The sequence below is a fragment of the Subtercola boreus genome (assembly GCF_003399635.1).
Lineage (GTDB): Bacteria > Actinomycetota > Actinomycetes > Actinomycetales > Microbacteriaceae > Subtercola > Subtercola boreus_B.
In genome coordinates, this window is record NZ_NBXB01000006.1 from 67,290 (window position 1) to 92,764 (window position 25,475).

A 25,475-nucleotide genomic window follows, 5' to 3' on the forward strand; every position below is an offset into this window, starting at 1 on the left:
CCGAGCGGGCTACGCCTCGATGTCGCCCGCAGCGATCGCGTCGGCGTACTTGCGCACATCCGGGCCCGGCTCGTAGTCGATGAACCGATCCTTGAGGCGCTCGTTGAGGGCGGCGTAGATCTCGTCGGACGGCTTTCCCTGCATGCTGCCGTTCAACTCGACGACGGCGTCGCGGAGCACGTTGTCGGAGTCGGTGAGGACTTTGGCGCGGGCTTCGTCGTTCCAGCGGATCTCTGATGCGTTCATGTCTCCGACGCTACCCGGCCGCGCCCGCCGAGGAACCCCCCTTGCGCACGGGCAGGCCGAGTGTCGGCTGGTTCGGGTGGCCCGGATGAGAAGATTCTCACGCCCCGAATCCGCGGCGCCGCACTCGGCTCGTGAGGATGTTCTTACCCGGCGAGGCGCCCGGCGATCGCCGACAGCTCCCTCAGCTCGCCGCTCGCCACCGCCATGACGAGGTCGTAGGCGTCGTTCTCGGTGAGCGTCAGCGGCGCCCCGTTCACCGCCAGGAAGACGGCGGTGCAGGCGAAGCCGAGTCGTTTGTTGCCGTCCACCAGCGCGTGGTTGCCCACCAGGGACTGGAGCAGGGCGGCGGCTTTTTCGTACAGACTCGGATATGCGTCCTCGCCGAGCACCATCGTCTGGGGCCTGGCGAGCGCCGCCTCGAGCAGACCGAAGTCCCGTACGGCCGGGGGTGCGCCGATGGCGGCGCCGGCTATCAGCACGGCTTCGCCCAGCGTCAGGTACACGGTCACAGAAGTGAAGGTTACTCGCCCAGTCGCTTCAGAGTGGTCTTGTAGCGCGCGAGCGTGTCTGTCAGGGCTGCGTCCAGTTGGCTGGCACGATCCCGGCCCTCCAGGTAGGAATGGATCGCCTCGACCACCGTCTCCTGCATGGACCGACCGTCGTGTTCGGCGCGAGCGCGGAGCCGTGCCGCGTCGGAATCCGTGAGCCGCAGTGTCATCGCCATGGTGAGACGATATCACTCTGATACCGCCGCAACAAGATGCTCTGGCCCGCCGGCGGTGTGCCTCTGCCGGGGGACTGGCGTGCCCCGACGGGCGCGACGTACGGTTGATCGATGGATGAACGTGGGGAGCTTCCGGCCGAGCGCCCGGAGCACGAGTTCTGCGGCGGTGCCGCCCCGGGCAAGGTGGAGGAGCTGACGCGCGCCGAGCATGTCGAGCAGGCGGTGATCGCGTGCGAACGACGGCTGCTCGATCCTGCGGTGCGGCTGGACCCGGATGCGGTCGAAGCGCTGCTCGACCGTGAGTTCCGGGAGATCGGGCAGTCGGGGCGGCTCTGGTCGCGGCCGGAGATGGTGGCGGCGCTCGCGACCCTCGACATGTCCTCGACGCTCGATGCTCACGAGTTCTCGGATCCGCGCGTCGAGACCCTTGCCCCTGAACTGTACCTGCTCACCTATCTGCTCCGGAGCGGATCCGGCCTCACCCGCCGCTCGTCGATCTGGCGGGAGTCGGACGGCAGCTTCCGCTGCGTGTTCCACCAGGGAACCCGCCTGGCCTGACGTCGCGCTCCCGTTCCCGTTCGGGAGGAGCTCAGCCGATGTGCCGCCCTATTCGGCTGACGTGGGCTGTGTTCCTCCCGAACGGGAAGATGCAGCCCCCGCCTCGGCAGTGGGCAGGCTTGAGGCCGGCAGCGCCGCGCCGCCCACCGAACCGCGCACGCGCAGCGCGCCCACCTCGATCCACGCCGTGGCCGACGTCACCCGGCCGAGGTACTCGCCGTCGATCTCGAAGTCCTGCGCCTCGGTCACGGCGAACGTGATCGCGCTCGCCCGCGCATGGCGCACCGACGAGGTCGTGACCGGGGCCGATCCGTCGGCTGCGGCTCGCGCAGCGGGCTTCCGGGGGAGATACGTGGTGTTGGTGCGCCAGAACCAGTGGATCGCCCGGGCCCATTCGCCGGCCCCGAGGGGGCTCAGCACCACTACGTCGAGCTGGCCGTCGTCGATGAGGGCGCCGGGGATCATCCGGATGCCCGCCGGCAGCACGCCCGCATTGCCGAGCACGATCGTGTGTGCCGGAGTCTCGGGCAGCGGGGCGCCGTCGAGCGTGTAGCTGAGGTCGAAGCGGCGATTGCGCACGAAGGAGTCGAGGATGGCGCCGACGTACCCGGTCCAGCCTAGCGTGTCCTTGCCCTTCGGTGAGGTGTTGACCACCATCTGGGCGTCGACGCCCATGCCCGCCATAACGGTGAACGCGCGGCTGATCGTCTCGCCTGAGTCGAGCACGGCGTCCACCCGGCCGACGTCCACCGTGCGGACCGTCTCGCTGAACGCTGCCCGCAGCGCCTTCCGGGCGTTCACGAACGGCAGGCCGATCACGCCGAGCGGCAGGCCGAGGGCCCGGGCGAAGAGGTTGGTCGTGCCGGTCGGCAGGATCCCGAGCGGAACCTGCTGGTGGGTCAGAGCCTGGGCGACAGCGCTGACCGTGCCGTCGCCGCCCGCGGCGATCACCACGTCGGGGGAGGACTCCAGCAGGCGGAGTGCGGCGACGTGGCCCGGATCCTCCACCGTGGTGGCGGCCCAGAGCGACAGAGCCCAGCCCTTCTCGGCCTCCATGGCGGCGACCATGGCGCGGAGTCGCTTCTCGTTGACCTTCGTCGGGTTGTAGACGATCGCAGCCGTCGGCCCAGGCCTTTCGGCAGGCACTCCCCCCGGAGCGGACACAGCAGCGCTCAACTCACCGGTCAGACCGCGGCGATGCCGTGGCCGTCGAGCGAGTCGGCCACGATCGTGAGCCCCTTGAGCCCGGGCATCTTGGCGATGTGGGCGTCGATCGCGTTGATGGCCTTGCGACCGTCGATGCCACCGAAGATGTGGCCCATCACGTGCTTGACCTCGGTCTGGTCCATGATCGTCGACCCGACGGGGCCCCAGAACTTGCCGAGGGCGAACCGCGCGAACTTCTGGGCGAGCAGGCTCTTGCCGAGGCGCTCGCGGGCCTGGGTCGCATAGAAGGCCACGTGGCGTGCCTCCTGCATCGCGATGCGCTTCAGCAGCTCGGCGAGAACCGGGTGGCCCTCGATCTCGGCCAGTCGCTTGTAGGCGGCAACGGCCGACCACTCGTTGGCGGCGCCCCAGATCATGTGCACTGCGATGAAGTCCTTGCCCACCAGGTTCGAGAGCACCGACTGCTTCACGGGATCGATGCGATCCTTCCAGCCGAGCTTTAGGCGCTTCGACTTCAGTTCGTCGAACTCGAGCTCGATGTCGTGCATGCGGAGCACGTCGGCGAGGGCCTCGCCGTGCCAGAACTCCTCGCGGTTCCACATCGTCATGAACCCGGTCACGTCTTTGTCGCGGTGCGAGGGGGTGACGAGCATGTCGCGCATGTAGCAGACCGTGTGGTACTCGACATCGGCCATGTACCGGATGACGCGGAGCGTGTCGTCCGGCAGCGGATTCGTGCGGAACGTCTCGAAGTCAAGGTCTTCCCAGGCGACGTTCTTCGACGTCTTCGTGTAATTGTCGATGTCGAAGGCCATGGGCGCTTGAGGCTGTGCACGTTGCCGGGCGGTGCCTCATCCTCCTGTTTCTGAAAGTGCCAAGTTCTGGCAGTCGGGTTCTTCCTATTGTGCGGGGTGAATCTGAAAATTGTAGCCACGCCAGCTGAACAGCGTCATTTCTGAAGCTGCTACTGCCACACTCGGCGTCTGGTCGCGCCGGTCGGTGTCGCTGTGGCCTTCCACATCCGCCGCCAGCCGGCCTCTGGCCGTCCCTCGGTTTCCCGGGGCACAGCTCCGTCGGCCGGTGATCTCCTAGCGCCGTACCAGCCTCGAGACTCCTCGGCCAGCCCGACCTCGATCGCCTGGGCGATGCTCTCGGTCACTGCGGATGATTCGTCGCCGGAGCCCGCTCGGATTGGTCGGGAGAACAGTACGGAGACGCGGGGTCGCCCGGGTTCGACCGTGATTCGCCACGGCGGGAGGGCCCGGAAGGTGCCGAGGAGTGCCACCGGCACGAGCGGCACGCCGGTGCGGATGCCGAGAGCGGCCGCCCCGAGGTCGAGCGGAGCGAGCGATCCATCGTCGGTGCGGGTCTTCTCGGCGAAGAGCAGCACACTGGTACCGCTCTTCAGCAGGGCGGAGAGCCGGCTCGCCGACCGGAGGCTGAGGGCCTGGTCCACGAGGCCCCGGATGCCGCTCCGCGGTTCGACGGCAACCGAGACCAGTCGCGGCACGACGCTTCGCAGGGCATTCCGCACCAGCGCCTCGTCGAGCTGGGACGGGTGGTTCGCCACGAAGATGAACGGACCGCCCTGCTCCGTCACGTGTTCGAGACCGTACACGGACGGCGTGACGGCGAGCCGGATCGCGAGCCCGGGCATCAGCTGACCTCGGAGATGCTCACCGGTGCACCGTGCACGTAGGTGATCGCGGGGGCGAGCCCGACCGAGTCCGAAGCCATCTCGAGGGCGTCGGCGAGGGTCGAGGCGGATTTGAAGCCGAGGCGCCTGGTCGAGCCGTGGTCGCCGCCCACAAAGATGACGTCGCCGAGGTGCGCGATGGCCGGAGCCGCGGAGTACCAGGCGTGGAACGGGTGCAGCGCATGGTTCGACGAGCTGGTCTGGTAGACGTGCCGGTACCACGGGTCGGCCGCGAACTTCTCCTCGAACTGCTCCGAGATGACGGCCGGGTCGGTGCTCTGGGTCAGCACCTCGGCGAAGAAGTCGATGTAGGCGGGGTCGTGCAGCGGGTGGAACCAGGGGGTCAGCGGGTGGTAGAAGATCGCCGTTCCGCCGGCCCGCACCACGGGCTCCGCGGTGGCCCCGCTGAAGATCTGGCCGAGTCCGAGGGCTGCGGCCGTGACGGGGTTCAGGCTCGACCCGATGGTGCCCGGGTTCGGGATGCCGAACAGCGCGACATCCGCCGGGCGGTCGAACTGGGCGACCTGCTGCTGGGCGAGGAACGCCTCGGTCAGCGGATGCACGGAGCTGGGCTTTCCCGCGACCACCGAGGTGACCCCGTAGCCGACTCCCGAGACCTGCGCGAGGCCGATCCGGGCGCGGGCGGGGAGGATGCGCGTGGCGGCCTGGAGCCCGGCGGAGAGGGCGCGGTCGGTGAGGCTCCACTCCCGCTCGCGCTTGCTGAGGAAGGCGGAGGCCGGGCCGGTGGGCTCCGGGGTGAGGGTGACGTCGACGGTGAAGACGCGCGCCTTGTCGCCGATGGTGTCGACGAGGTCGTCGAACGCGTCGGTGTTCGTCGCATCAGAGCTGGCAGCGCTGGCCGCCGTCCCCGCTGCGAACGATCCCCGGGCCCGCGCCGTCTTCGCACCGATCAGCTTGGTCGCGACGGCCGCAGCGCCCTCGTTGCCGACCGCCGTGGCGAGGCGCACCGAGATGACCAGGTCGCTCGACGCGACCCGCGCGTTGACCTCGATCGGGGTTCCGCCCGGCAGTTCGCCGACCACCTCGAGGTTCTCGTCTTCGGCGTCGTGGCTCCGCACGTGGTCGGGCGCGAACGAGGCGTACACGCGCTCGCCCAGCACGCGCTGCAGGTCGTGCGCGGTGAGGCGGCGCCTGAGCCCTGTCGCCGCGATGAGCTCGACGTCGTCGACGCCGGCTGCCGCCGCCCGTTCCAGAACGAGTTCGATGACGCGCTGCCGCACATCCGGAGCCGTGCGGCTCGTCACCGGCTGCGAGAGGTCTTCGAACACGATCGTGACGCGGGAACCACGCTTCAGAAGCGCGCTGAGCGGTTCGCTGTCGACAGGGGTGTCGAGTGCACGGCCGATCGCCTCATCGAGCGAGCGGATGCCCTGCAGCGCCTCGGGTGGGTACAGCACGCTCGCGTCGATCGGGAGTCGCTCGAGCAGCACCTTCTCGCCCTGGAACACGACGAGCGGAGGAGTCTGCGCATCGACGCTCAGTACGAAGCCTGGTCTACTCATGGGTGATTTCTTTCGGGCTCGGGCCGAGGGCCGGGGTGGAGGATGCGCTCTGCACGATGTCGCCGCGCAGCAGCTCGCCGACGGTGTCGAATCGGCTGTGGTTGTGGTCGCTCCACTGGTGGATGCGCCAGTGTTTCTGGGTCGCGTGCTGGAACAGTGCGGCGTCGGGGTTGACAGCCTGCGGGTTGCCGACGAGTTCGAGCCAGGCGCGGTCGGCGATGCTGTCGCCGTAGGCGTACGACTTCTTCAGGTCGATCCCCTCACGCTCCCCGTAGAGGCGGAGCCACGCGGCCCGGGCTTCGTCGACGAGCGGGGGCTTCGAGAGGTGGCCCGTCCAGATGCCGTCCTTCGAGTGCATGTGGCTCGACACGACCTCGTCGAACAGGGTGACGAACGGCTCGACGAGCACATCGATGGCCCCGGTGACGAGGATCGTGCGGTGCCCGGCCTCGCGATGCTTGCGGATCTGGCGCACGGCCTCCGGGCGGATCCGCTGCAGCAGCACATCGCCGACGGTGTCGTGGATCAGCTGGCGGAGCGCCTGCTCGTCGACACCCTCGTATCGCCGGTAGAACGTGCGGATGAACTCGCCCCGGTCGCGGCGGTCGGCGGCAAGGTACTTCGGGAGCGAACCGAACAGGTTCGCGAGCTCCTGCGGCCACTTCGCGCGATCGAGGCTGGCGAGCCGCACCCAGAGGTACTGCTCGACGATGTTCGAGGCGAGAACGGTGCCCTCGAGGTCGAAGAACGCGGCTGCCTCGGGGTTCTGGGGCAGGGGCTTGTCGACCTGCGCCTTGGCGCGGGGCCGCGAGCTGAAGGTGCGCATCAGTGTCGTGACGGCCGGGAAGTGCACCTCCTGCAGGTAGTTGTCCCAGTCGATCTCGGTGGCGTCGAAGCCGAACTTCTGCCGGGCATCCGGCGGCAGCGTGTCGTTCAGCGCCGCCGTGCGGGAGTCGTCGTAGATGATCTCGGCCTGCGTGTAGTTCTGGTAGAGGTCGCTGTAGGCGCGGAGCAGCTCGAGGTCGGTCTGCCGGGCGGAGGCCTGCCGCATGAAACTGCGGGTGGTCTGGGTGGAGGGCAGGCGGAGCAGCGTGCGCTGGAGCAGCTTGTTCGCGCGTTCGCCGGTGCGGAGGCTCCGGGCGATCGCCCGGGCGCCGGGAAAGTCCCAGTAGGGGGTGCGGATGTGCCCGCGCTGCTCGTCGGGAATCGGGTTCGCGCGGAAGTACTTCAGCACGTTCTCGTAGATCTCGCGGAAGGTCAGCGGGTTCCGCCCGCCGGAGGAGAGGTGGAAGTACTTCGGGTCGGCGGGGGCAGGCGGGTTCGCCGCGACGGCGAGCGTGGCATTCACGACGATGTCGACAGGGATGATGTCGAGGATGCTGTCGGGCAGGCCGGGGAACTCGGGGACGAGCCCGCGGCCGTAGGCGATGATGAGCGGATCCGCCACCTTGAAGCCGTCGATCCAGCCTGGGAACGGGTGCTTCAGGGCGCTCTCGATGATCGCGGGGCGCACGACGGAGAGCCGGTGACCGTTGTCGGCCCACAGCTCCTCGGCGACCCGCTCGCTCATCGACTTCGTGAAGGCGTACACATCCGCCCAGCCGACGCTCTGCGCGCGGGTGCGGCCGTAGTCGACGAGGCGCTTCGTGACCCATTCGGTGCGACCGATCTCGGCCGCGATGGCGACAGCGTGCGGGCCGACCTTGCCGTTGTCGAGTTTCGCGTCGGCGATCATCTTGCGAAGCACTTCGGGCCGGCGGGATGAGGCCTCGACCGTGGTGCGTGCGGCCAGCGCGGCCGCCATCTCGTCACGCCACTGGATGGTGTGCTTCAGGCTGGCCTCAACCACCGTGCCCTTGGTGATGCCGCCGACGTACGCGGTCGACACGTGCACGACGTGCGGGTCGCTGCCCGTCGCGAGCAGTGCTTCGTAGAGGCCGACGGCGCCGCCGACGTTGGTCTTGAAAGCCTCGTCAATGGGCGGGTCGAACGACACGGTCGAGGCGCTGTGGATGAGCACGTCCAGGTCGGCAGGCAGGCCCGCGACCGATCCCATGCTCGATTCGATGACCGAGATGCGCTCGGTCATCGCCCGCTCGACCTCATCCGCCCCGACGCGCTCGCGCCACTTCGAGAAGACGGGCTTTCGCAGCAGGCTCTTCAGGCGGGCCTGTCCGGTGAGCGACCCCTTCGGCCGGATCAGCAGGGTCATCCGGGTGGTCGGATAGTCGGCGAGCAGCTTCTCGAGAATCGCCTGGCCCACGAAACCGGTGGCTCCGGTGAGCATGATGTGCTGGCCCTCGAGGGGGGAGAAGGCGCTCACGCGGCTGCCTTCACGCCGTAGCGCCTGGTCGCCCTCATCATGACCTTCAGCCCGCCCAGGCCCGGAAGTGCGTCGACGCCCTGGTCGACGTCGAAGACTCCAGCGCGCCCCTCGGCGTCACTGAACAGGTACTTCATCATCAATCGGGTCTCCTGGATCGGTTGCTCATGCGTGCCCGTCGGCACCCACGACCGTCGAAGCGACGACCTGGTGAGCTTCCGAGCCGATACCGATTCTTCCAGTCTTCGCACGGTTTCGCCTTCGAAGAACTGCAGATGCCGGTCGCGGAGCTTCTGGAAGGCGGCCAGCACCTCGGCCAGGGCGGGGTTCGGGTCGTTCTTCGACAGCTGGGAGTAGGCCACTCTGCTCACCAGCTCGTCGATGTACCCGCGGGTGACGTGGCCGGCGATGATGTCCTCGCCGATCAGGTTCGAGCGGATCGCCGTGACGATCGGTGAAACCCTGTCGATGGCCTCGCGGGCGAAGCGCACCACACCCGAGCGGGCGCGGCTCTTCACGGGGATGAAGTCGGGGTGCACCGCGATGATGCGGTCGAACGCATCCGCGATCCAGAACTTCTCGAACGCCCAGGTCGCGAGGAACGCCGTGAGCCGGGCGTCCTTGTGGCTCGGAGTCACCAGCACGTCGCGCATGTGGTGCATCGTGAAGTCCTCGAGGTCGCGAAGGTACGCCAGCGTCTGGAGCGTCTGGTGGGTGAGCGGATGCTCGGCGAACGCCGCCAGTGGCAGGGTCGCCTCGTGGCTGCCCGCCGCGGTGCGGGTGTATTCGCGGATGTCGAAGTCAGAGGTCATGGTGGTCTCCGGTCGGGCGAGGATGTGAGTTTTCGTACAGCAGTGCATCAGTCGTTCGTCGCCATCACGTATCGTGATTGCCATGGTTACGGCAATGGTCACGGGTGGCACCTCGGGTATCGGTGCGGCGTTCGCGCGGGCACTGGCAGACCGGGGTGACAACCTGGTCATCGTCGCACGCGACGAAACACGGCTCGCCGAGACCGCCGAGTCGCTGCGCACAGAATACGGCATCGAGGTCGAGACGATCTCGGCCGACCTCGGTGAGCGCACAGACGTGCTGCGGGTGGCCGCTCGCCTCGAAGACACCTCCTCGCCCATCGACATGCTCGTCAATAACGCTGGTTTCGGCGTGCACGCCTCTCTTCTGGCCGTCGACACCACTCCCCACGAGCGGGCGATCGACGTGATGATCCGCGGGGTGCTGATGCTGGGCGCCGCGGCAGGTCGCACCATGCGCACGCGGGGATCGGGAACGATCGTGAACGTGTCGAGCGTGGCCGGATTCGTCACTATGGGGAGCTATTCGGCCGTCAAGGCCTGGGTGGCGTCCTACAGCCAGGGCCTCGCGGTGGAGCTCAAGGGCTCAGGCGTTCAGGTCACGACGCTCTGCCCCGGGTGGGTGAAGACCGAGTTCCACGCCCGGGCGGGCATCCGGGAGTCGTCGATCCCCAACTTCCTCTGGGTCGATGTCGACGAGCTGGTGGCGGCGTGCCTGGCGGACGTGGAGAAGGGCAAGGTCATCTCCGTGCCCTCCCGCCGGTTCCAGTTCCTGATGTTCGTGATCAAGCACGCTCCGCGGAGCGGAATCCGCTGGGCGTCGGGAAAGATCTCGTCCAGCCGCAACGACTGACTGGGTGCCGCACGCGTTTCGGTTCCACAGTCCGAGTGGGTACTCTGGGTTGGTGCAGTTCGGCAACAGATACACCTCTAAGGCCCAAGCGGGCGCCCGCTTCGTCGCCCAGCGCCTGCTGCTGAAGCCGGTCATCTGGTCGATGGTGCATGTGACCATCACCGATCGTGCTCTCCTCAAAGAGGTCAGGGGCCCGTACATCGTGGTGGCGAACCACTCCAGCCACCTGGATGCGCCCCTCATCCTCGGATCGATGCCCTCGCGGCTCTCCCGCTACCTCGCGGCTGCTGCTGCGGCTGACTACTTCTTCGACGTGTGGTGGCGGAAGGGCCTCACCGCGCTGTTCTTCAACGCCTTCCCGGTCGACCGCAGTGCGAACGCCCGGTCGACAGGCTTCACGGGCAAGCTCCTGAAGGCAGGCGTGCCGCTGCTCGTCTTCCCCGAGGGCACCCGTTCCAAAGACGGCACGATCGCCCCGTTCAAGGGCGGCGCCGCTGCGCTCTGCCTCAAGGCGGGCATCCCGTGCATCCCGATGGCCCTCGTCGGCGCCACGCAGGCCATGCCGCGCGGCCGAAACTGGCCCGTGCCCGGCCGACCGCCCGTTCGGGTTCGCTTCGGCCAGCCGCTCATCGCCGCAGAAGGCGAGAACGTCACAGACTTCAACGACCGCATCGAGAAGGTCGTGCGCGAGATGCACGCGGCCGAGTTCGCGCTGTTCCTCGCCGAGACGGGCGCCAACGTCCACAATCACCCCACTGTCGAATCTGCCGATGCAACCGGCGACTCCGACGAGCACCCCCGTGAAGGAGCCGCATGACCGACGTCAAGCACATGAAATGGTGGGGCTGGGGCGTCGAAGGGGTGGGATTCCACCACGAGGACAAGCCGGGATTCGCTCCGTTCGTCGTCAACGCCGTCGGCATCGATGTGTGGCGGGAGCCGGTTCCCCCGGTCGCATTCTCCGAACTCGACGTTCCCGCATCCCAGGCGCCCGCAGAGCTGCTCGAGGCCCTCACGACGATCGTCGGGCCCGAGTTCTCGACCGTCGACGATGAAGAGCGCGTCGTGCACACGTACGGCAAGAGCATCCGGGATCTGATCCGCGTGCGTGCCAGCTCGTTCGCCCGGGTGCCCGACGTCGTGGTCTATCCGGCCGACGAGAGCGCCGTGCAGCGCATCGTCGACCTCGCTGTGTCGCTCGACGCCGTCGTCATCCCGTTCGGCGGTGGCAGCAACATCGTCGGTTCGCTCGAGCCGATGCCCACCGAGACGCGCACCGTCATCTCGCTCGACATGGGCCGGCTCTCGCGCGTGCTCGACATCGACGAGTACTCCGGGCTCGCGGTCATCCAGGCCGGCGTGCTCGGTCCCGACATGGAGGAGCAGCTGCAGGCCCGCGGCTGGACCATGGGTCACCAGCCCGACAGCTTCACCTACTCCACCCTCGGTGGCTGGATCGCGACCCGCTCGTCGGGCATGCAGAGTGACAAGTACGGCGACATCGCCGACATCACCAAAGGCCTCCGGGTCGTGCAGCCGGGCAAGCTGCTGGTCGTGCGCCCCATCCCCTCGTCGGCCACCGGCCCGAGCGTGCGGGAGGCCATCCTCGGCAGCGAGGGTCGTCTCGGCATCATCACCGAGGCCACCGTGCAGGTGCACCGCCTGCCCGAGAGGCGCGAGGTCATCGGCTACCTCTTCCGTGACTGGGATTCCGGCCTCGCCGCCATGCACGACATCAACACCAGCGACGCCGCACCCTCCATCACCCGGGTCTCGGATGCCCGTGAGACCGCGTTCTCGTTCTCGACGTCGAAGGCATCCCACGGCATCAGCGGGCAGGTGCAGAAGGCGCTGTTCGCCTTCCTGCAGAAGCGCGGCTGGAACCTCGACGAGATCTGCCTCTCCTTCATCGGTTACGAGGGCTCGGCCGCCAACGTCGCGCACCAGAAGGGCCTGGTCGGCAGCATCGTGAAGAAGCACGGGGCGATCACCCTCGGCAAGGGCCCGGGCACGCTCTACGACCAGAAGAAATTCGACACGCCCTACCTCCGCGACTTCCTTCTCGACCGCGGCGCGGCGGCGGATGTCTCGGAGACCTCGGCCCCGTGGTCCCGCCTGAAGCCCCTCTACGACAACGTCTTCGCGGCGGCCAACAAGGCCTATGATTCGCTCGGTGAGAGCGGGTGGATCATGTGCCACCTCTCGCACTCGATGCACTCCGGTGCCTGCCTCTACTTCACCTTCGCCTTCACCCACGATGGCGTCGACCCGCTCGCGCAGTACGACGTCGTGAAGTCCGCCATCCAGCAGGCCTTCATCGATTCGGGCGGAACGCTCTCGCACCACCACAGCGTCGGTGTGGAGCACTCCCAGTGGACCGAGCAGGACATCTCGGTGGCCGGCGCCGACCTCATCCAGGGCATGTTCACGGCCGTCGACCCGGGCAAGAACCTGAACCCGGGGAAGGTCCTGCGCCGCTAAGAGGCCCGGCGGGGCCCCGTATCGGCGCCGCCTATTCAAAGCCTGAAGGGGCCCCTTCGCGTTTACGACGGACGCGGGATCTACTCGACGCCGTCGAGGACGGGGTTGTGCGGGTCGCGACCGGCATCCTGCTTGTCGGCATCGGATCTGGTCGGAGCCTGCTGTTCGTGCAGGTTCTGGCGCTTCAGGATCTCTGCCGTGATAAGGATGGGGCGGTGGTCGGAGAGACCCTTCGGCAGGGTCTCGACGAGCTGCACGTCCATGCCCTTGGAGGTGGCGAAGTCGAAGTGGTAGGCGATCGACTTCGAGTAGTAGTAGGTCGGCCCGTCGCTCAGGGAGAGCGAGAACCCTGCCTTCTCGACCTGCTTGATCAGCCGGCTGCGGAGCAGCGGATAGTTGAAGTCACCGGTCATGACCGTGGGCACGTCGCCGGTCAGCTCGGTCAGGTGAACGTGCGCCTGGGCGATCTGCTGCCGGCGGAGGAGGTTCGTCGCCGAGAGCGGTGACGCATGGAACGAGGCCAGCTGCACATCCTGTCCGGACTGCAGGTCGACGAGCCGCGTGGTGAGCAGGCGTTCGATGCCGGGCAGCAGCACGCGGTCGTGCATCGCCTTCCGCAGCGTGAAGGCATGCGAGTCGAGCGCGGTGAACCGGTCGGGGCGGTAGTAGATCGCGAGCCCGAGTTCGCTCTTGTAGGTGGCAGCGCTCAACTGCAGCTCACCGATCTGCTCGGGCATGCGCGTGCCCTCGCCCTCCTGAAGGCACAGGGCATCAACAGGGTGGCGCAGGACCAACTCTTCCAACTCGGCGACGGCTGCATGCCGCCGCAGGTTGTAGCTCATGATCTTCAGGACGAACCACCCAACTCTTGCACCCCTGTCTGTCACCAGTAGTCTAACCAGCTTCGCTGAGGGGCTCGTGCGAACTCTCGCTCGCACACAGCGTGGTATTCGTAGGCGCTCCGCTCCCGGTTTGGTCGTGGGGTTGCGACTTCGAAGACACGTCCTGTAACTTAGCTGATCAATGCTCACTATCTGATTCACGACCTGAGGACGCCATGCCACAGCCCACCCTTTCCGCCTCGCGGCTTCGTCGCCTGATCGCTCTCGGCGGCGCTGCGGTCGCCGTCGGCGCGGTCAGCCTGTGCGCCTCCGGGGCAGCCCTCGCGGTGCTTCCCGCCCTCGAGCAGACGGTGATGACCAGCGTCACCCCCGCGTCGCCGCCCGTGGCCGGCGACCACGCGTCCGGTGAGAGCAGCGTGTCGTCCAATGGCAGGTTCGTCGCGTTCTCGTCGCTCTCCGACGACCTCGTCTCCGTCGGAAACCACGAGAAGTCACAGGTCTACAAGCGAGACCAGCTGACGGGCGTCACCACGCTCGTGAGTGCGGCGATGGCCGGAACCGACTCTGCCAATGCTGACGCGACCGACCCATCGATCTCCGCGGACGGCCGCTTCGTGTCGTTCACGTCCTCGGCCCACAACCTCGCCTTGCCGCTCGACCTCGCCGACGACCACAAGCAGGTATTCATCCGCGACACGGTCACCGGCATGACGCGGAAGATCAGCCTGACGCCGCGTCAGCTCTCCGGAGGCAACGGTGACTCGGAGTGGTCGTCGATCTCCGCAGATGGGTCGAGAGTGGCGTTCCAGTCGGCGGCGACGAACATTCTGCCGGGCCTGGCGACGACGGACACTCAGGTCTACATCGCCCAGAACGCGACCGACCCGGCCATCCAGCTGGGGAGTGCCCGACAGGGTGTTGGTATCACGCTTCCCAACGACGATTCGACGCACCCGTCGCTGTCTGGTGACGGGCAGTCGGTGGCCTTTGTCAGTGCCGCGAGTGACATCACTGCGAAAGCCGGCAATGGTCAGACGCAGATCTACCTGCGCAGTCTGTCCGCTTCGACCACGTCGCTGTTGAGCTACACCGCCAGAGATAGAAATGAATTCGGCCTGGGGCCGTCTGACCACCCGTCGGTGTCGTTCGACGGGTCCCGGGTCGCCTACGATTCCAAAGCCCTCGATCTTGTGACAGCAGGCGTGAATCGCTCTCGGCAGGTATACCTGAACGATCGCATTACCGAGAAGAACATCCTGGTGACGTTCAACTCAGCCAACACGCTCAGTGCCGCGGGTGACTCATCCGTGCCTTCGATCTCAGGCAAAGGCGATGTCGTCGCTTTCACCTCGATGTCACAGGACCTCACAACTGTCCCGACCTTTGCGAAGACGCAGGCGTACATCCGAAGCGTCGACACGTCGACGACGCGGATGGTGAGCGTGCAGCGCGCGAACCCCGCCGCCGGTGGAACGGCTGATTCCAACCAGGCAGCCGTATCGGGTGACGGCAACTACGTCGGGTTCACCTCGCTCGCTCCCGGTCTCGCTGAAACCGCGGCTTCTCTCGACACGCAGACCTACCTCCGGGCGATGGGGGCCGTCGCTCCACCGACCACCACGCCTGCGACCCCGGTGCCCACTCCCACAGTGGCTCCGACCGGGTCGCCTTCCGCCACGGGCGTGCCCCCCACCGGCGGCAGCGCGGGAGGCGGCGAGCGAGGCGCGGGCGGAAGTCGGGGCGGTTTGGGCTCTGGGGGAACACAGCTCGCGTCGACGGGTATGAGCCAGGCGCCGATCATCCTGGCGGGCGTGGCTGCTGCGGCGCTTGCACTGGTCGGCGGGTCGATCCTCTTCGGATCACGGGCGGCTCGCCGAAAGAAGCAGGCAGCGCACCCGGCGGACTCCGAGTAGTTCCGCAGGAGGGTGGCGGTAGCGGCTCGGCCACTGCCACCACCCTCCTTTCGCCCAAGGCTCTCGCGGCCGTCGCTCACTCCCCCCGGGCGTCGGCCGCGAGTCATGACCGGAGCCGCGGCCACCACCCCTACCCCCCCTCAGAGGATGGTCGCGGCTCCACCCTCGACGGCGCCCTGCGCCCGCCGCCCGCGGGCAAACTCCGCCCGGCGCCCGCCGCCCGTAGGCAAGCCCCGCCGGGAGTCACCGGCTCCGGCGTACGCTGGAAGGGTGCAGCAGGCAGGGAACGGTGGCGACGGGGAGCTGGCCTACTGCTACGAGGTCGAGATCGTGCACCTGCTGGCCTCGCCGCTGCACCGGTATGAGGGGCGGCCGGGCGACGGGCCGCGGCCCGTACCGACGGGAGCGCCCGATGAGGTGCGGCAGAGCATCCAGCTGCGGGCGCACCTGGGCATTGTCGGCGACCGCCACTTCGGGCACGCGGCGCACCGCAGCGCCTCTGTGACGGTCATGGCGGTCGAATCGGTCGAACACGTCGAACGGATACTCGGGCTTGCGGAACCGCTCGATCCGTATGCCACCCGCCGCAACATCCTCCTACGCGGAGTCGACGTCGATCTGCTCAAGAAGGCCCGGTTCCTTCTGGACTCCGGCCAGGGTGCAGTCGAGTTCCAGGGGCATCGGCCGGCGAATCCGTGCGCGTGGATGGACGTGATGCTGGCCCCGGGAGCACACCAGGCCCTGCGAGGGCGGGGCGGTGTGCGCTGCGAGCCGCTCAGCAGCGGAACCCTGGCGGTGGGCCGTGCGGTGCTCCGATCATCCATCGCCCTCGAGACCAACGGGGGTGTGCTGTTCTGACGCCATTGGCAACGGGTTGACAGGCTCAGACGGGTGGCGGACCGTGGAAGCGAGCGCAAGCAAGAGCACCACCAAGACACTGCACACAGGAGGAACCATGACCCGGTGGGGATACACGCTGATGACCGAGCAGAGTGGCCCGAAGGAACTGGTGAAGTACGCCGTCGACGCCGAGAACGCCGGCTTCGATTTCGAGGTCTCGAGCGATCACTACTCGCCGTGGCTCGTATCGCAGGGTCACGCGACCTACGCCTGGACCATGCTCGGCGCCGTCGCCCAGGCCACGAACCGGGTCGAACTCGCCACCTATGTCACCTGCCCGACCGTGCGATACCACCCCGCGATCGTCGCGCAGAAGGCGGCGACGTTGCAGTTGCTCGCCGACGGCCGCTTCATCCTCGGGTTGGGCGCTGGAGAGAACCTCAACGAGCATGTCGTCGGCGAGGGTTGGCCGATGGTGGATGCCCGGCAGGACATGCTCGAAGAGGCCGTGCAGATCATCCGGGAACTCCACAAGGGTGAACTCGTGACCTGGGAGGGGGAGTATTTCCGTGTCGACTCGGCACGCATCTGGGACCTGCCCGACGGCGGGGTGCCGATCGGCCTCGCGATCTCGGGAGAGAAGTCGATCGCCCGCTTTGCTCCGCTCGGCGACCACTTGATCTCGACGGAGCCCGAGGCTGATCTGATCTCGGGTTGGAATGCGGCGCGCGGCAGCGACCAGCCCGCCTCCCGTTCGATCGGCCAGGTTCCGATCTGCTGGGGTCCGAACAAGGCCGAGGCGATCACGCTGGCGCACGACCAGTTCCGCTGGTTCGCTGGCGGCTGGTCGGTGAACGCCGACCTCCCGACGACCGCGGGCTTCGCGGGGGCGAGCCAGTTCGTGCGCGAGGAGGATGTGGCCGAAAGCATCGCCTGCGGCCCCGACCTCGACGAGCTCGCCGAGAGCGTCAAGCCGTTCCTCGAGGCGGGCTACACCGACATCGCGCTCGTGCAGGTGGGCGACCAGCGGCAGCAGGAGTTCCTCGACACCGTCGCCGAGCCGCTGCTCGAGAAGCTGCGTGCCCTGTGACGTCGCACTCCTCGGGACTCCGGATGGCCGGCGCCAGGCTCAGCGCATGAGCGAACTGGGCGCACCCACCGTCAGCGACGTCGACCTCACGGGGCAGGCGCTGGTCGGCATGAGCCCGGGCCTTCACGGGGTGCTCGCAGTGCCGGCGGGCGAGGGCCCCTGGCCGGCCGTCGTCATGGTGCACGAGGCCTTTGGGCTCACCGATGTGATGAAGCGGCAGGTCGAACGGATGGCCGCCTCCGGTTTCCTCGTCCTGATGCCCGACCTGTTCGTCGACGGCGGCCCGCGCAAGTGCCTCCGCGCGACGTTCGCAGCGATCACGAGCGGGCGCGGCCGGGTGTGGATCGATGTCGAGGCCGCCCGCTCGTACCTCGTCGGGCGCGAGGACTGCACCGGGCGCGTCGGCGTGCTCGGCTTCTGCATGGGCGGAGGGTTCGCGCTGGTGGCCGCTGCTGACCGCGGGTTCGATGTGGCCTCGGTGAACTACGGCAGGCTCCCGCGCGATCTCGACGATGCCCTCACCGGAGCCTGCCCGATCGTCGGCAGCTACGGCGGACGGGACAACAGCCTCCGGGGTGCCGCGGCGAAGCTCGACGCGGCTCTCGAGGCCCGCGGCATCCCGCATGACGTCAAGGAGTACCCATCAGCGGGCCACTCGTTCCTGAACGACGCCCCGACCGGACCTGCGGCGCTCCGCCCGCTGATGAAAGCGATCCTTGGCGCAGGCCCCGAACCCGAGGCGGCGGCCGACGCCTGGGCGCGCATCGACGACTTCTTCCGGCTGCACCTCGCGGACTGAGCGCGCCCGCTGGCGACGCTGGATCAGGCACAGCCGTCCAACACATCGAGATACGGGCCGACCCGCCGCCCTGCCTGAATTGCGCACGCGGGGCGGGGCGGGGGCGGGGCGCGTGCGGGGCGGGCGGGTGCTACGCCCCGCCGAACCGCTCGGTCAGGATGTGCGCCGCCGGATGCCCGAACTCGACCAGCCACCCCGAGATACCCTCGACGAAGCTGTTCGGCCCGCAGAGGTACGTGGTGGGCGCGGACGCCACGGGCACGGTGAGCATCGCAAGTTCGTCGCGCATCAGGCGCCCGATCGAACGGTCCGCACCTGAAGGTGCCTCCCGGGTGAACGCGTAGTCGACCGTGAGTGACCCGTTCGACGAGTCGACGAGCCGTCGGAGCTCCTCGGTGTAGAACGCGAACTGCGGCCCGCGCACCGAGTACAGAAGGCGCATGGGCGAGGGATGCCCGGCCGCGGCATGCGTGCGCAGCATCGACATCAGCGGCACGATCCCCGACCCGCCGGCGATCAGTTGTACGGGTTCCGTCTGCGAGGCCTTCCAGACGAAATATCCGCCGACCGGCCCCCGGATCTCGAGGTGGTCTCCGATCTCGAGCCCGCGCACGAGGTAGGGCGAGACCTCGCCGTCGTCGAGCTCCTCCACCGAGAACTCCACGTTCACCCCCGACTCAGCGAGACCGGAGGGCGCGGCATCCACCTCGCCCGAGGCGATCGAGTACTCCCGCGACGCGCTGTACCCGTCGGGCGCCGTCACCCGGATGTCGACGTGCTGCCCGGCGAGGTGCCCCGGCCAGCCGGGAACGTCGAACACCAGGGTTCGCGCCGTCGCGGTCTCGTCGTGCGCCGCCACCAGCCGGGCGGCCTGCCACTCAGGAATAGCGTTCCTCTTTCCACGGGTCACCGATGTCGTGGTATCCGTACTGCTCCCAGAACCCCAGCTCGTGGTGGCTCATCAGGGTGATGCTGTTGACCCACTTCGCGCTCTTCCAGAGGTAGAGGTGCGGGATCAGCAGCCGCGCCGGCCCGCCGTGCTCGGCTGCGAGATCGGAGCCGTCGAACTGGAAAGCGATCCACGCCTTGCCGCCGAGCAGGTCTGACGTGCGCACGTTCGTCGTGTATCCGCCGTAGCAGGAGGCCATCGCGAACTCAGGCGCGGTGTCGACGCCCTCCAGCAGGTGATCGAGCGAGACACCCCGCCAGCCCATACCGAACTGCGACCAGCGCGTCACGCAGTGCAGATCGACCGTGAAGTCGTCGACGGGGTTGCCCATCAGCGTCTCCCAGTTCCACGCCTTGAGCGTTCCGCCCGCATCGCGCACCGAGAACGCCCAGTCGTCCTTCGCGATCGTCGGCGTGGGGCCCGCGGAGAGAACCGGGAAGTTCGTGACCTCGTACTGCCCCGGAGGCAGGAGCGGGTTCGCATCACGCCGCCTGCCGACAAAGCCTGGAGAGAAAATGCCCATGACCTCTTCCTTTCGCCCAATGATCTTAAACTCAATCTAGCGAACGGGACGCCCGCGCTGTTCGATCCGGGGGAGGAAGCTCGCATGACGCTCTTCGACTTCGACACGCCGGGCGACGGATTCGAGCCGCCTGCGCCGCGCAGCCGGGCCTCCGTGCTGATCCGCCGCATCGCCCTGATCGTCGTGATAGCGGTGATCATCGGGGTGCCGGTCGGGGCCGTGGCGTGGAGTTTCGTGCACCAGCGCATCGAAGACCAGGTCGAGGTCTGGCAGTACCGCCCGAGCCCGGCGATCAGCGAGATGGCTGCCGAATCCGGAATGAGCGACGAGGGCCGGTTCTACTTCTTCGCCAGCGCGCCGACGGTCGAGAACGCTGCCGATTTCCAGAGCGTCTGCGGTTCGTCGAGCGACGACTTCGTGCTGCTCGGGTGCTACACCGGTTCGAACATCCATGTCTTCGATGTGGCGGATGCCCGGCTGAGCGGCATCCGGGGCGTGACCGCCGCGCACGAGATGCTGCACGCGGTCTATGCGCGGCTGAGCGACTCCGACCGCAACGATCTCGACGTGCTGCTCGAACAGCAGTACGAGGCGCACAAAGACGACCCCGACCTCGCCGCCCGCATGCTGAGCTATGCCACAACGGAGCCAGGGCAGCGCGACAACGAGCTGCACTCCATCTTCGGTACGGAGGTCGCCAGTCTCAGCCCTGCCCTCGAGGCCCACTATGCGAAGTACTTCACCGATCGCAGCAAGGTCGTTGCGCTGAACGCCTCGTTCGAGGCGGTGTTCAACCAGATTCACGACCAGGAGAGCGCACTCGCCGCGCAGGTCAGCGCTGCCGGTGACGCCATCGACCGCGAGAGCGCCCAGTACTCCGCCGACAGCGACACCCTCAGCAACGATGTGGCCGACTTCAACCGCCGGGCCTCGGCGGGCGACATCGTGAGCCGGGCCGAGTTCGACGGGCAGCGCACGGCGCTCGAGGGGCGCCAGGCCGACCTCGCGACCCGTTACACGGGGATCCAGAGCGACATCACCGCGTACAATGCTCTGCGCGACCAGCTCGAGGCGCTCAACTCTCAGGCCCAGGAGCTTGGGCGGAGCCTCGACAGCACCCTGCAGGTTCCGCCGGCCCCGACGCCGGCTCCGACGCCGGCTCCGACGCCGGCCCCAGTCGCGGGCGGGTAGGCGACGAGCCGCGGGTGGGTAGGCGCGCGGTTGCGGCTGATCCCGGGCCGCAACCGGATGCCGGGCTCAGCTGCCCCGAATCGTCTCGTACGCGGCAAGCGCGCGCTTCCGCGAGTCGCCGAGGTCGACGATCGGTTCCGGATACCCGGGCGTTCCCGCCTCGGGCACATACTGGTTGATGTACTCCCCGTTCGCATCGAACTTCTTCGCCTGCAGCTCCGGGTTGAACACGCGGAAGTAGGGCGCGGCATCCACTCCCGATCCTGCAACCCACTGCCAGTTCATCGTGTTGCTGGCCGGGTCGGCATCGACCAAGGTGTCCCAGAACCAGGCCTCGCCGAGTCGCCAGTCGAGCAGCAGGTTCTTGACGAGGAACGAGGCGGTGACCATTCGGATGCGGTTGTGCATCACGCCGGTCTGCCAGAGCTCCCGCATGCCGGCGTCGACGATCGGGATGCCCGTCTGCCCCTGCTGCCAGCGGCCGAGCACCTCGGGGTCGGGGTCGTTCCACGGGAACGCGTTGAAGGCCGGGCGCATGTTCTCGGTGCCGAGCTTCGGCCAGTGGTAGAGCAGGTGGTAGCCGAATTCGCGCCAGCCGACCTCGCGGAGAAAGGATGCCGCACCTTCGGCAGACGACGCATCCCGCACCCCGTGCCAGACCTGGAACGGGCTCATCTCGCCATGCCGGAGTCGCGGTGACATGCGCGAGGTCGCGTCCTGGGAGGGAAAGTCGCGCTCGCGCTGGTAGTCGCCGAGCCCCTCCTTTTCGAAGGCGCGGAGTTCGGCGTGCGCGGCCTTCTCGCCCGGCGTCCAGGTGTCGCGGAGCCCGGCCGCCCAGTCGGGCTTCGTCGGCAGGAAGCCCCAGTCGCCGAGTTTCTCGCTCGACACGGCCTTCGCTCCGGCCGCACCGGTGACGTGGCCGGCCGACGGCGCGGGCAGTGGATGCCGCGGGGTGGGCGCGCCGAGGCACGCCCGCCAGAACGGGGTGAACACCTTGTAGGGCTGGCCCTGACCCGTGCGGAGCGTCCACGGTTCGAAGAGCAGGTTCGCCTGAAAGCTCCGCGCCTCGACGCCCGCCTCCTTCAGACTGGACTTGATAGACGCGTCGAGTTCCCGCTCGGCGAGGCCGTAACGGCGGTTCCAGTACACCGCGCCTGCCTTCGTCTCGCGCTGCAGGTCGGCGATGACGTCGGCAGCGGGGCCGGAGCGAAGGGTGAGGCTGAGGCCCCGGGCATCCAGTTCCTCGGCGAGAGCGGTGAGCGAATGGTGCAGCCACCACTTCGCGGCCCCGCCGTTCGGCCTGATGCCGGGCGAGTCGTCGCTGAAGACGCTCGCGTCGGAATAGTCGGTCTCCTCGTCGAACACGTAGACGCAGACGATCGGTTCACCACGTTCGGCGGCGGCGTGCAGGGCGGGATGATCGCCCACCCGCAGGTCGTCGCGGAACCAGACGATGCTGGGGGAGGCCATCAGGCGTCGGGGGTCTCGACGATGCAGTCGTCGTCCACGCCGCTCACGCCGATGCGGAGCTTGTCGCAGAGCGCCGCCAGCTGGGCGAGTTCGTCGTCGGTGAGCGCCTTGGTCATCTGGCCGGTGATGGAGCGGCCGTGGGTGCGCGCGGCATCCCGATAAACGTCGAAGCCCGTCTCGGTCAGCGCGACGATCGTGCCGCGCCCGTCGGTGGGGTCGACGGATTTGGCGACCAGCCCCCGCAGGGCGAGCCGGTCGACCAGCCGCGAGACGCTCGGCTGGGTGAGGAGCGTGCGGGAGTTCAGGTCGCGGATGCGCATCCGCCGGTTCGGCTGGAACGACAGCGTGTACAGCACGTCGTACTCGGTGAGCGAGACCCCTTTGAAGGGAAAATCTTCTGCGAGAGTGCGCATTACCTGCACCTGGGCGCGGAAGAGGGACTCCCACGAGGCGATCGGCGACACCTTTGTCACAAGGGTTCTGTCAGTCATGACTACAGGGTAGTTCGTCGAAAGCACCTGATCGGGTGGGTTGCCACCAGGGCGGTTAAACGGACAAGAGCCGGTCGTAGAGGCTAACGACCGGCTCTTTCCCTTGCACCAAGAGTGTCCTGCAATCACATTCCGCGCTTCGCTGCCACAGCAAACAACTAACGCTCCTGAACTATATAACGGTTGCGTAACGGAGCGCTAGTTACCCATTCGTTATTTTCCCCAGAGTTTGCCGAGAGGGTCGGTGAGGGCTTCTTCATCGAAGTGCGGCGGACAGCGTGCGCGGAATCAGAGGAGCCCAAGGTGTGCGGCCTGGTAGATGGTGGCGATGGTGGGCTGGAATCCGAGGCTGCGCGCGAGTGAGATGTCCATCTGGCCCTTCCACGGATGCGCCAGCGGCTCGGCAGACCCTCCATAGGGCTGCCCGACGATCTGGGCCATCTCGTAGACGCTGAGAGGCGACTCGTCGGCAATGTTCACGGTGAGACCGTCCATAGCGCCGGTGAGAGCGAGCGCGAATGCGGTGGCGATGTCGGCATGGTGCACAGCGCTGAGTTTCTGTGCGGGGTGCCATCCCATGTTCGCCGCCTGCTCGGGCAGTGCCTCGAGGTGGCCATCACCGTCGCCGTAGATGAAGGGCAGTCGGAGGATTGCGTGGGTCAACCCGCTCTCGCGGAGGAGTTCTTCGGCCGCGATCTTGCTCGCCGGGTAGGCGAGGGTTGGCGAGACGGGGTCACCTTCCGCTCCAGGGTGAGAGCTGTCGGCGTCATAGACGTTCGAGGTGCTGGCCAGGAGGAAGCGGGCGTCCGGAGCAGTCTCGCGGACGGCCGCGATGAGGTTGCGGGTGCCCTCCAGGTTCACCTTCCAGATCTGGTCATCCTCACGGGTGCGGAACAGGGCCGCCAGATGGATGACTGCCGTTACACCCGCAACGGTGGCAGGCAGTGTTTCAGACCTGAGGATGTCGCCCTCGACGCGTGCCACGCCTTGCGGCACGTCTTTGCCGGGGCGGACGAGGGCGCGGCACGGAATGCCGGCTTCGGTGAGACGGGCGAGGAGGCGAGGGCCGACGAGGCCGGTTGCTCCGGTGAGGAGGATTGTCATGATTGCGTGATGCCTTTCCTGTAGTCGAGGAGTCGCTGGGTGGCGTTCTGGAGCAGCCGGTTCATGGTCGCGATGTCCGCCGGGTCCTCTCCGGCGAAGGCGATGTCACCGATCAGTTCCGCCGGATCGGGCAGCGTCAGCCAGAGGTCGAGGCCAGACGGTGTCAGCGAGAGCAACTTCTGCCGCTGGTCTTCAGGATCAGGCGACTGCTGGACGAGGCCCTTTCGCACGAGGGCGGAGATGACCCCGCTCACCGTCGCCCTCTCGACTCCCAACTCGAGCGTCAGGTCGCGCTGCCCTAGATGCTCGACAAGACTCAGTCGGTAGAGGACGTACCACTGGGTGTTGCCCAGATCGAAGGGGCGCAGCACCGCTTCCATGAGCGCACCGCTGGCGAAGAAGTACTTCTTCGCCCAACCACCGGGCATCTCCAGTTCGAATTGCTTTTTTCTGTTAGGCACCAGACAAGTATGTATGGTGCCTAACAGAACGTCAACGAAAAGGTGACCTGCAAACCGGCGTTCTTCTGCTCGGTCATGCCCGCGAGGCTGAGCCCGAGGCGCCATTCTGGAAAGCGGCGCGATCGAAGAGGGAATTCACGTCGACGGTGGCCGGATGGCGCTCCAGTGCTACCGCGAGATGCTGGAAGTAGGGCAGTGTGGCCCAGTCCCGGTGACTGCCGATGACGAAGATCCGGCGACGGGCGCGGCTGACAGCGACGTTGAACAGGTTCGGAGTTCCGGCCGCCCAATTGCGAGCACCGGATGTGTGCCCACCGAGCACGAGGATCACGATGTCCGCTTCCTTTCCCTGCGCTGTATGAATCGTTCCGGCTTGTTTGGAGGCGTCCATTCCGAAACGGATGGCGCTACTTCGGAGTGCACGCGCGACGTCGCTGAACGGAGATATGACCAGAATTTCGGACATCGGATGACCGGCACGTCTGAGAAACCCGAGCACGTCGTCGAGAAGTGCGATCTGTTCAAGCGAGTTGTGACCGTTCCAGCTGATTCCTGCGACATCGAACCAGGCAGAAGGCGGCGCTTCAGAGTCGCCGACCATGAACGCATCCGTTCGTTCCCCACCGTGAACCATCATCCCGCCATAGACGGAGTCGTTGACGACGTCGAACATCGGATTGTCGCATCGGCGATGAACGCGAAGCGGGGCACCGACGGTTATCTCGTCCATGCCGGGAACCTGGATGCGGGCGACGTAGCGCGCGTTGCGGTCGGCAAGCACCTGAGCGGGATTCGACGCCGGCAACCATCGATCAGATGTACCCGTCATCCGCAGCAGTGTGCGCTGGTGAACGATCGGCAGGCTCACGACAGGCTGAAGTTGAAGCGGGTCACCGACGAGAACACTGTTCGAGGTTCTCCAGATCCCACACAGTGCGTGCTGCGGGGCCGCCTGTCCGGCTTCATCGATGAGGAGCCAGCCGAGCCGTTCTGATTGCAGCGACCCGAACACCCTGGGCAGGGAGGCGAAGGTCGTTGTGACTGTCGGCACGACCAGGAAGAGCGACTCCCACGCAGCGCGGACGGCCCGGGCATCCGTTGACCGGGGGGCCGCGTTCATCAGAACGTCATAGGCCGCGAACAGGTTGCTGCGGAGGATTCTGCGCTGGTCATGGATGAAGGATCTGTGAAGATCCAGCGCCGCCAGGAACAGCAACGAGCGGGCGTCGTTGAAGTCTTCGTCCAGCCACGGCGACGTCTTCTCCTTGTCCGTGTTCTCGGAGGAGAACCACTCCTCGGTGGGGACCCGGTCGGGATGGCCGTAGTCACGCATGGCTGAATCGGCGGCGGCCAGTCGTTGCTCGAAGGCGGCCAGCTGATTCTGCAGACGGTCCCGATCCGAACGGATCTCGCGAACCA

General features: G+C 67.3%; 26 protein-coding genes. 9 read left to right on the forward strand and 17 right to left on the reverse strand.

Annotation, left to right across the window (positions count from 1 at the left end):
* Positions 1 to 9 precede the first annotated feature (9 nt).
* The 3 genes from B7R22_RS01440 to B7R22_RS01450 all read right to left on the reverse strand — a co-directional run bounded on the left by B7R22_RS01440 (position 10) and on the right by B7R22_RS01450 (position 970).
* A complete protein-coding gene (locus tag B7R22_RS01440) occupies positions 10 to 246 on the reverse strand; it encodes a hypothetical protein (protein ID WP_116410041.1) in 237 nt (78 codons plus the stop codon).
* A 143-nt stretch (positions 247 to 389) separates the two neighbouring features.
* Positions 390 to 755, reverse strand: a complete 366-nt coding sequence (locus B7R22_RS01445; protein WP_116410042.1) for a type II toxin-antitoxin system death-on-curing family toxin — start codon at positions 753 to 755, stop codon at positions 390 to 392.
* An 11-nt stretch (positions 756 to 766) separates the two neighbouring features.
* On the reverse strand, positions 767 to 970 hold the full coding sequence (locus B7R22_RS01450; RefSeq protein WP_116410043.1) for a hypothetical protein: 204 nt from the start codon (positions 968 to 970) through the stop codon (positions 767 to 769).
* Positions 971 to 1,081: 111 nt separating this feature from the next.
* On the opposite strand from B7R22_RS01450, the gene B7R22_RS01455 reads away from it, so the two are divergent.
* Positions 1,082 to 1,528 (forward strand): DUF4440 domain-containing protein, encoded by a 447-nt coding sequence (locus B7R22_RS01455; protein WP_116410044.1) that lies wholly within the window; start codon positions 1,082 to 1,084, stop codon positions 1,526 to 1,528.
* 48 nt (positions 1,529 to 1,576) lie between these two features.
* On the opposite strand, the gene B7R22_RS01460 is transcribed toward B7R22_RS01455, so the two are convergent.
* The 6 genes from B7R22_RS01460 to B7R22_RS01485 all read right to left on the reverse strand — a co-directional run bounded on the left by B7R22_RS01460 (position 1,577) and on the right by B7R22_RS01485 (position 9,049).
* Entirely contained in the window at positions 1,577 to 2,674 is a 1,098-nt protein-coding gene (locus tag B7R22_RS01460; RefSeq protein WP_116410045.1) for a diacylglycerol/lipid kinase family protein, read from the reverse strand.
* A 38-nt stretch (positions 2,675 to 2,712) separates the two neighbouring features.
* Positions 2,713 to 3,510, reverse strand: coding sequence for a ferritin-like domain-containing protein (locus B7R22_RS01465; RefSeq protein WP_116281482.1), 798 nt, complete (start codon positions 3,508 to 3,510; stop codon positions 2,713 to 2,715).
* A 149-nt stretch (positions 3,511 to 3,659) separates the two neighbouring features.
* Positions 3,660 to 4,352: a lysophospholipid acyltransferase family protein gene (locus B7R22_RS01470; protein ID WP_116410046.1), complete on the reverse strand. Its 693-nt coding sequence runs from the start codon at positions 4,350 to 4,352 to the stop codon at positions 3,660 to 3,662.
* The gene (locus tag B7R22_RS01475) at positions 4,352 to 5,914 is read right to left on the reverse strand and encodes a lactate racemase domain-containing protein (RefSeq protein ID WP_116410047.1); all 1,563 of its coding nucleotides are present in this window, start codon (positions 5,912 to 5,914) and stop codon (positions 4,352 to 4,354) included. The genes B7R22_RS01470 and B7R22_RS01475 overlap by 1 nt, the downstream gene beginning before the upstream one ends.
* Positions 5,907 to 8,237, reverse strand: a complete 2,331-nt coding sequence (locus B7R22_RS01480) for an HAD-IB family hydrolase (protein WP_367379170.1) — start codon at positions 8,235 to 8,237, stop codon at positions 5,907 to 5,909. Before B7R22_RS01480 ends, B7R22_RS01475 begins: the two co-directional genes overlap by 8 nt.
* Entirely contained in the window at positions 8,234 to 9,049 is an 816-nt protein-coding gene (locus tag B7R22_RS01485; protein ID WP_116410048.1) for a hypothetical protein, read from the reverse strand. The genes B7R22_RS01480 and B7R22_RS01485 overlap by 4 nt, the downstream gene beginning before the upstream one ends.
* An 82-nt stretch (positions 9,050 to 9,131) precedes the next feature.
* Here B7R22_RS01485 and B7R22_RS01490 point away from each other — a divergent pair, with 82 nt between their 5' ends.
* Genes B7R22_RS01490 through B7R22_RS01500 form a run of 3 tightly spaced genes read left to right on the forward strand, consistent with a single transcriptional unit; the run spans position 9,132 to position 12,383 of the window.
* On the forward strand, positions 9,132 to 9,902 hold the full coding sequence (locus tag B7R22_RS01490) for an SDR family NAD(P)-dependent oxidoreductase (RefSeq protein WP_116410049.1): 771 nt from the start codon (positions 9,132 to 9,134) through the stop codon (positions 9,900 to 9,902).
* Between the two features lie 52 nt (positions 9,903 to 9,954).
* Complete coding sequence (locus tag B7R22_RS01495) at positions 9,955 to 10,719, forward strand: lysophospholipid acyltransferase family protein (protein ID WP_253258817.1); 765 nt, start codon at positions 9,955 to 9,957, stop codon at positions 10,717 to 10,719.
* Positions 10,716 to 12,383, forward strand: a complete 1,668-nt coding sequence (locus B7R22_RS01500) for an FAD-binding oxidoreductase (protein ID WP_116410050.1) — start codon at positions 10,716 to 10,718, stop codon at positions 12,381 to 12,383. The genes B7R22_RS01495 and B7R22_RS01500 overlap by 4 nt, the downstream gene beginning before the upstream one ends.
* A gap of 80 nt (positions 12,384 to 12,463) precedes the next feature.
* On the opposite strand, the gene B7R22_RS01505 is transcribed toward B7R22_RS01500, so the two are convergent.
* Positions 12,464 to 13,225 carry an endonuclease/exonuclease/phosphatase family protein gene (locus B7R22_RS01505; RefSeq protein ID WP_253258818.1) on the reverse strand — a complete coding sequence of 254 codons (762 nt, stop codon included), beginning with the start codon at positions 13,223 to 13,225 and terminating at the stop codon, positions 12,464 to 12,466.
* 215 nt (positions 13,226 to 13,440) lie between these two features.
* Here B7R22_RS01505 and B7R22_RS01510 point away from each other — a divergent pair, with 215 nt between their 5' ends.
* The 4 genes from B7R22_RS01510 (at position 13,441) to B7R22_RS01525 (ending at position 17,867) form a co-directional block, all read left to right on the forward strand.
* A complete protein-coding gene (locus B7R22_RS01510; RefSeq protein ID WP_116410051.1) occupies positions 13,441 to 15,138 on the forward strand; it encodes a TolB family protein in 1,698 nt (565 codons plus the stop codon).
* Positions 15,139 to 15,408: 270 nt separating this feature from the next.
* Positions 15,409 to 15,996 carry an MOSC domain-containing protein gene (locus B7R22_RS01515; RefSeq protein ID WP_253258819.1) on the forward strand — a complete coding sequence of 196 codons (588 nt, stop codon included), beginning with the start codon at positions 15,409 to 15,411 and terminating at the stop codon, positions 15,994 to 15,996.
* Between the two features lie 97 nt (positions 15,997 to 16,093).
* Positions 16,094 to 17,068 (forward strand): TIGR03557 family F420-dependent LLM class oxidoreductase, encoded by a 975-nt coding sequence (locus B7R22_RS01520; protein WP_116410141.1) that lies wholly within the window; start codon positions 16,094 to 16,096, stop codon positions 17,066 to 17,068.
* 46 nt (positions 17,069 to 17,114) lie between these two features.
* Positions 17,115 to 17,867, forward strand: coding sequence for a dienelactone hydrolase family protein (locus B7R22_RS01525; protein WP_116410052.1), 753 nt, complete (start codon positions 17,115 to 17,117; stop codon positions 17,865 to 17,867).
* A gap of 130 nt (positions 17,868 to 17,997) precedes the next feature.
* Here the strand turns inward: B7R22_RS01525 and B7R22_RS01530 are convergent, their stop codons facing one another.
* Positions 17,998 to 18,777, reverse strand: coding sequence for an FAD-binding oxidoreductase (locus tag B7R22_RS01530; protein WP_116410053.1), 780 nt, complete (start codon positions 18,775 to 18,777; stop codon positions 17,998 to 18,000).
* Positions 18,746 to 19,339: a molybdopterin-dependent oxidoreductase gene (locus B7R22_RS01535; protein WP_116410054.1), complete on the reverse strand. Its 594-nt coding sequence runs from the start codon at positions 19,337 to 19,339 to the stop codon at positions 18,746 to 18,748. The genes B7R22_RS01530 and B7R22_RS01535 overlap by 32 nt, the downstream gene beginning before the upstream one ends.
* A gap of 84 nt (positions 19,340 to 19,423) precedes the next feature.
* Between B7R22_RS01535 and B7R22_RS01540 the strand changes: the two genes are divergently transcribed.
* A complete protein-coding gene (locus tag B7R22_RS01540) occupies positions 19,424 to 20,530 on the forward strand; it encodes a hypothetical protein (protein WP_116410055.1) in 1,107 nt (368 codons plus the stop codon).
* A 66-nt stretch (positions 20,531 to 20,596) separates the two neighbouring features.
* Here B7R22_RS01540 and B7R22_RS01545 read toward each other — a convergent pair whose 3' ends face one another.
* The 5 genes from B7R22_RS01545 to B7R22_RS01565 all read right to left on the reverse strand — a co-directional run bounded on the left by B7R22_RS01545 (position 20,597) and on the right by B7R22_RS01565 (position 25,389).
* The gene (locus tag B7R22_RS01545) at positions 20,597 to 22,000 is read right to left on the reverse strand and encodes a cryptochrome/photolyase family protein (protein ID WP_116410056.1); all 1,404 of its coding nucleotides are present in this window, start codon (positions 21,998 to 22,000) and stop codon (positions 20,597 to 20,599) included.
* Entirely contained in the window at positions 22,000 to 22,491 is a 492-nt protein-coding gene (locus tag B7R22_RS01550) for a MarR family winged helix-turn-helix transcriptional regulator (RefSeq protein WP_116410057.1), read from the reverse strand. Before B7R22_RS01550 ends, B7R22_RS01545 begins: the two co-directional genes overlap by 1 nt.
* A gap of 288 nt (positions 22,492 to 22,779) precedes the next feature.
* On the reverse strand, positions 22,780 to 23,595 hold the full coding sequence (locus tag B7R22_RS01555) for an NAD-dependent epimerase/dehydratase family protein (RefSeq protein ID WP_116410058.1): 816 nt from the start codon (positions 23,593 to 23,595) through the stop codon (positions 22,780 to 22,782).
* Positions 23,592 to 24,056 (reverse strand): MarR family winged helix-turn-helix transcriptional regulator, encoded by a 465-nt coding sequence (locus B7R22_RS01560; protein WP_216363345.1) that lies wholly within the window; start codon positions 24,054 to 24,056, stop codon positions 23,592 to 23,594. Before B7R22_RS01560 ends, B7R22_RS01555 begins: the two co-directional genes overlap by 4 nt.
* Before the next feature lie 73 nt (positions 24,057 to 24,129).
* A complete protein-coding gene (locus B7R22_RS01565) occupies positions 24,130 to 25,389 on the reverse strand; it encodes a DEAD/DEAH box helicase (protein ID WP_172582140.1) in 1,260 nt (419 codons plus the stop codon).
* Between the last annotated feature and the right edge of the window lie 86 nt (positions 25,390 to 25,475).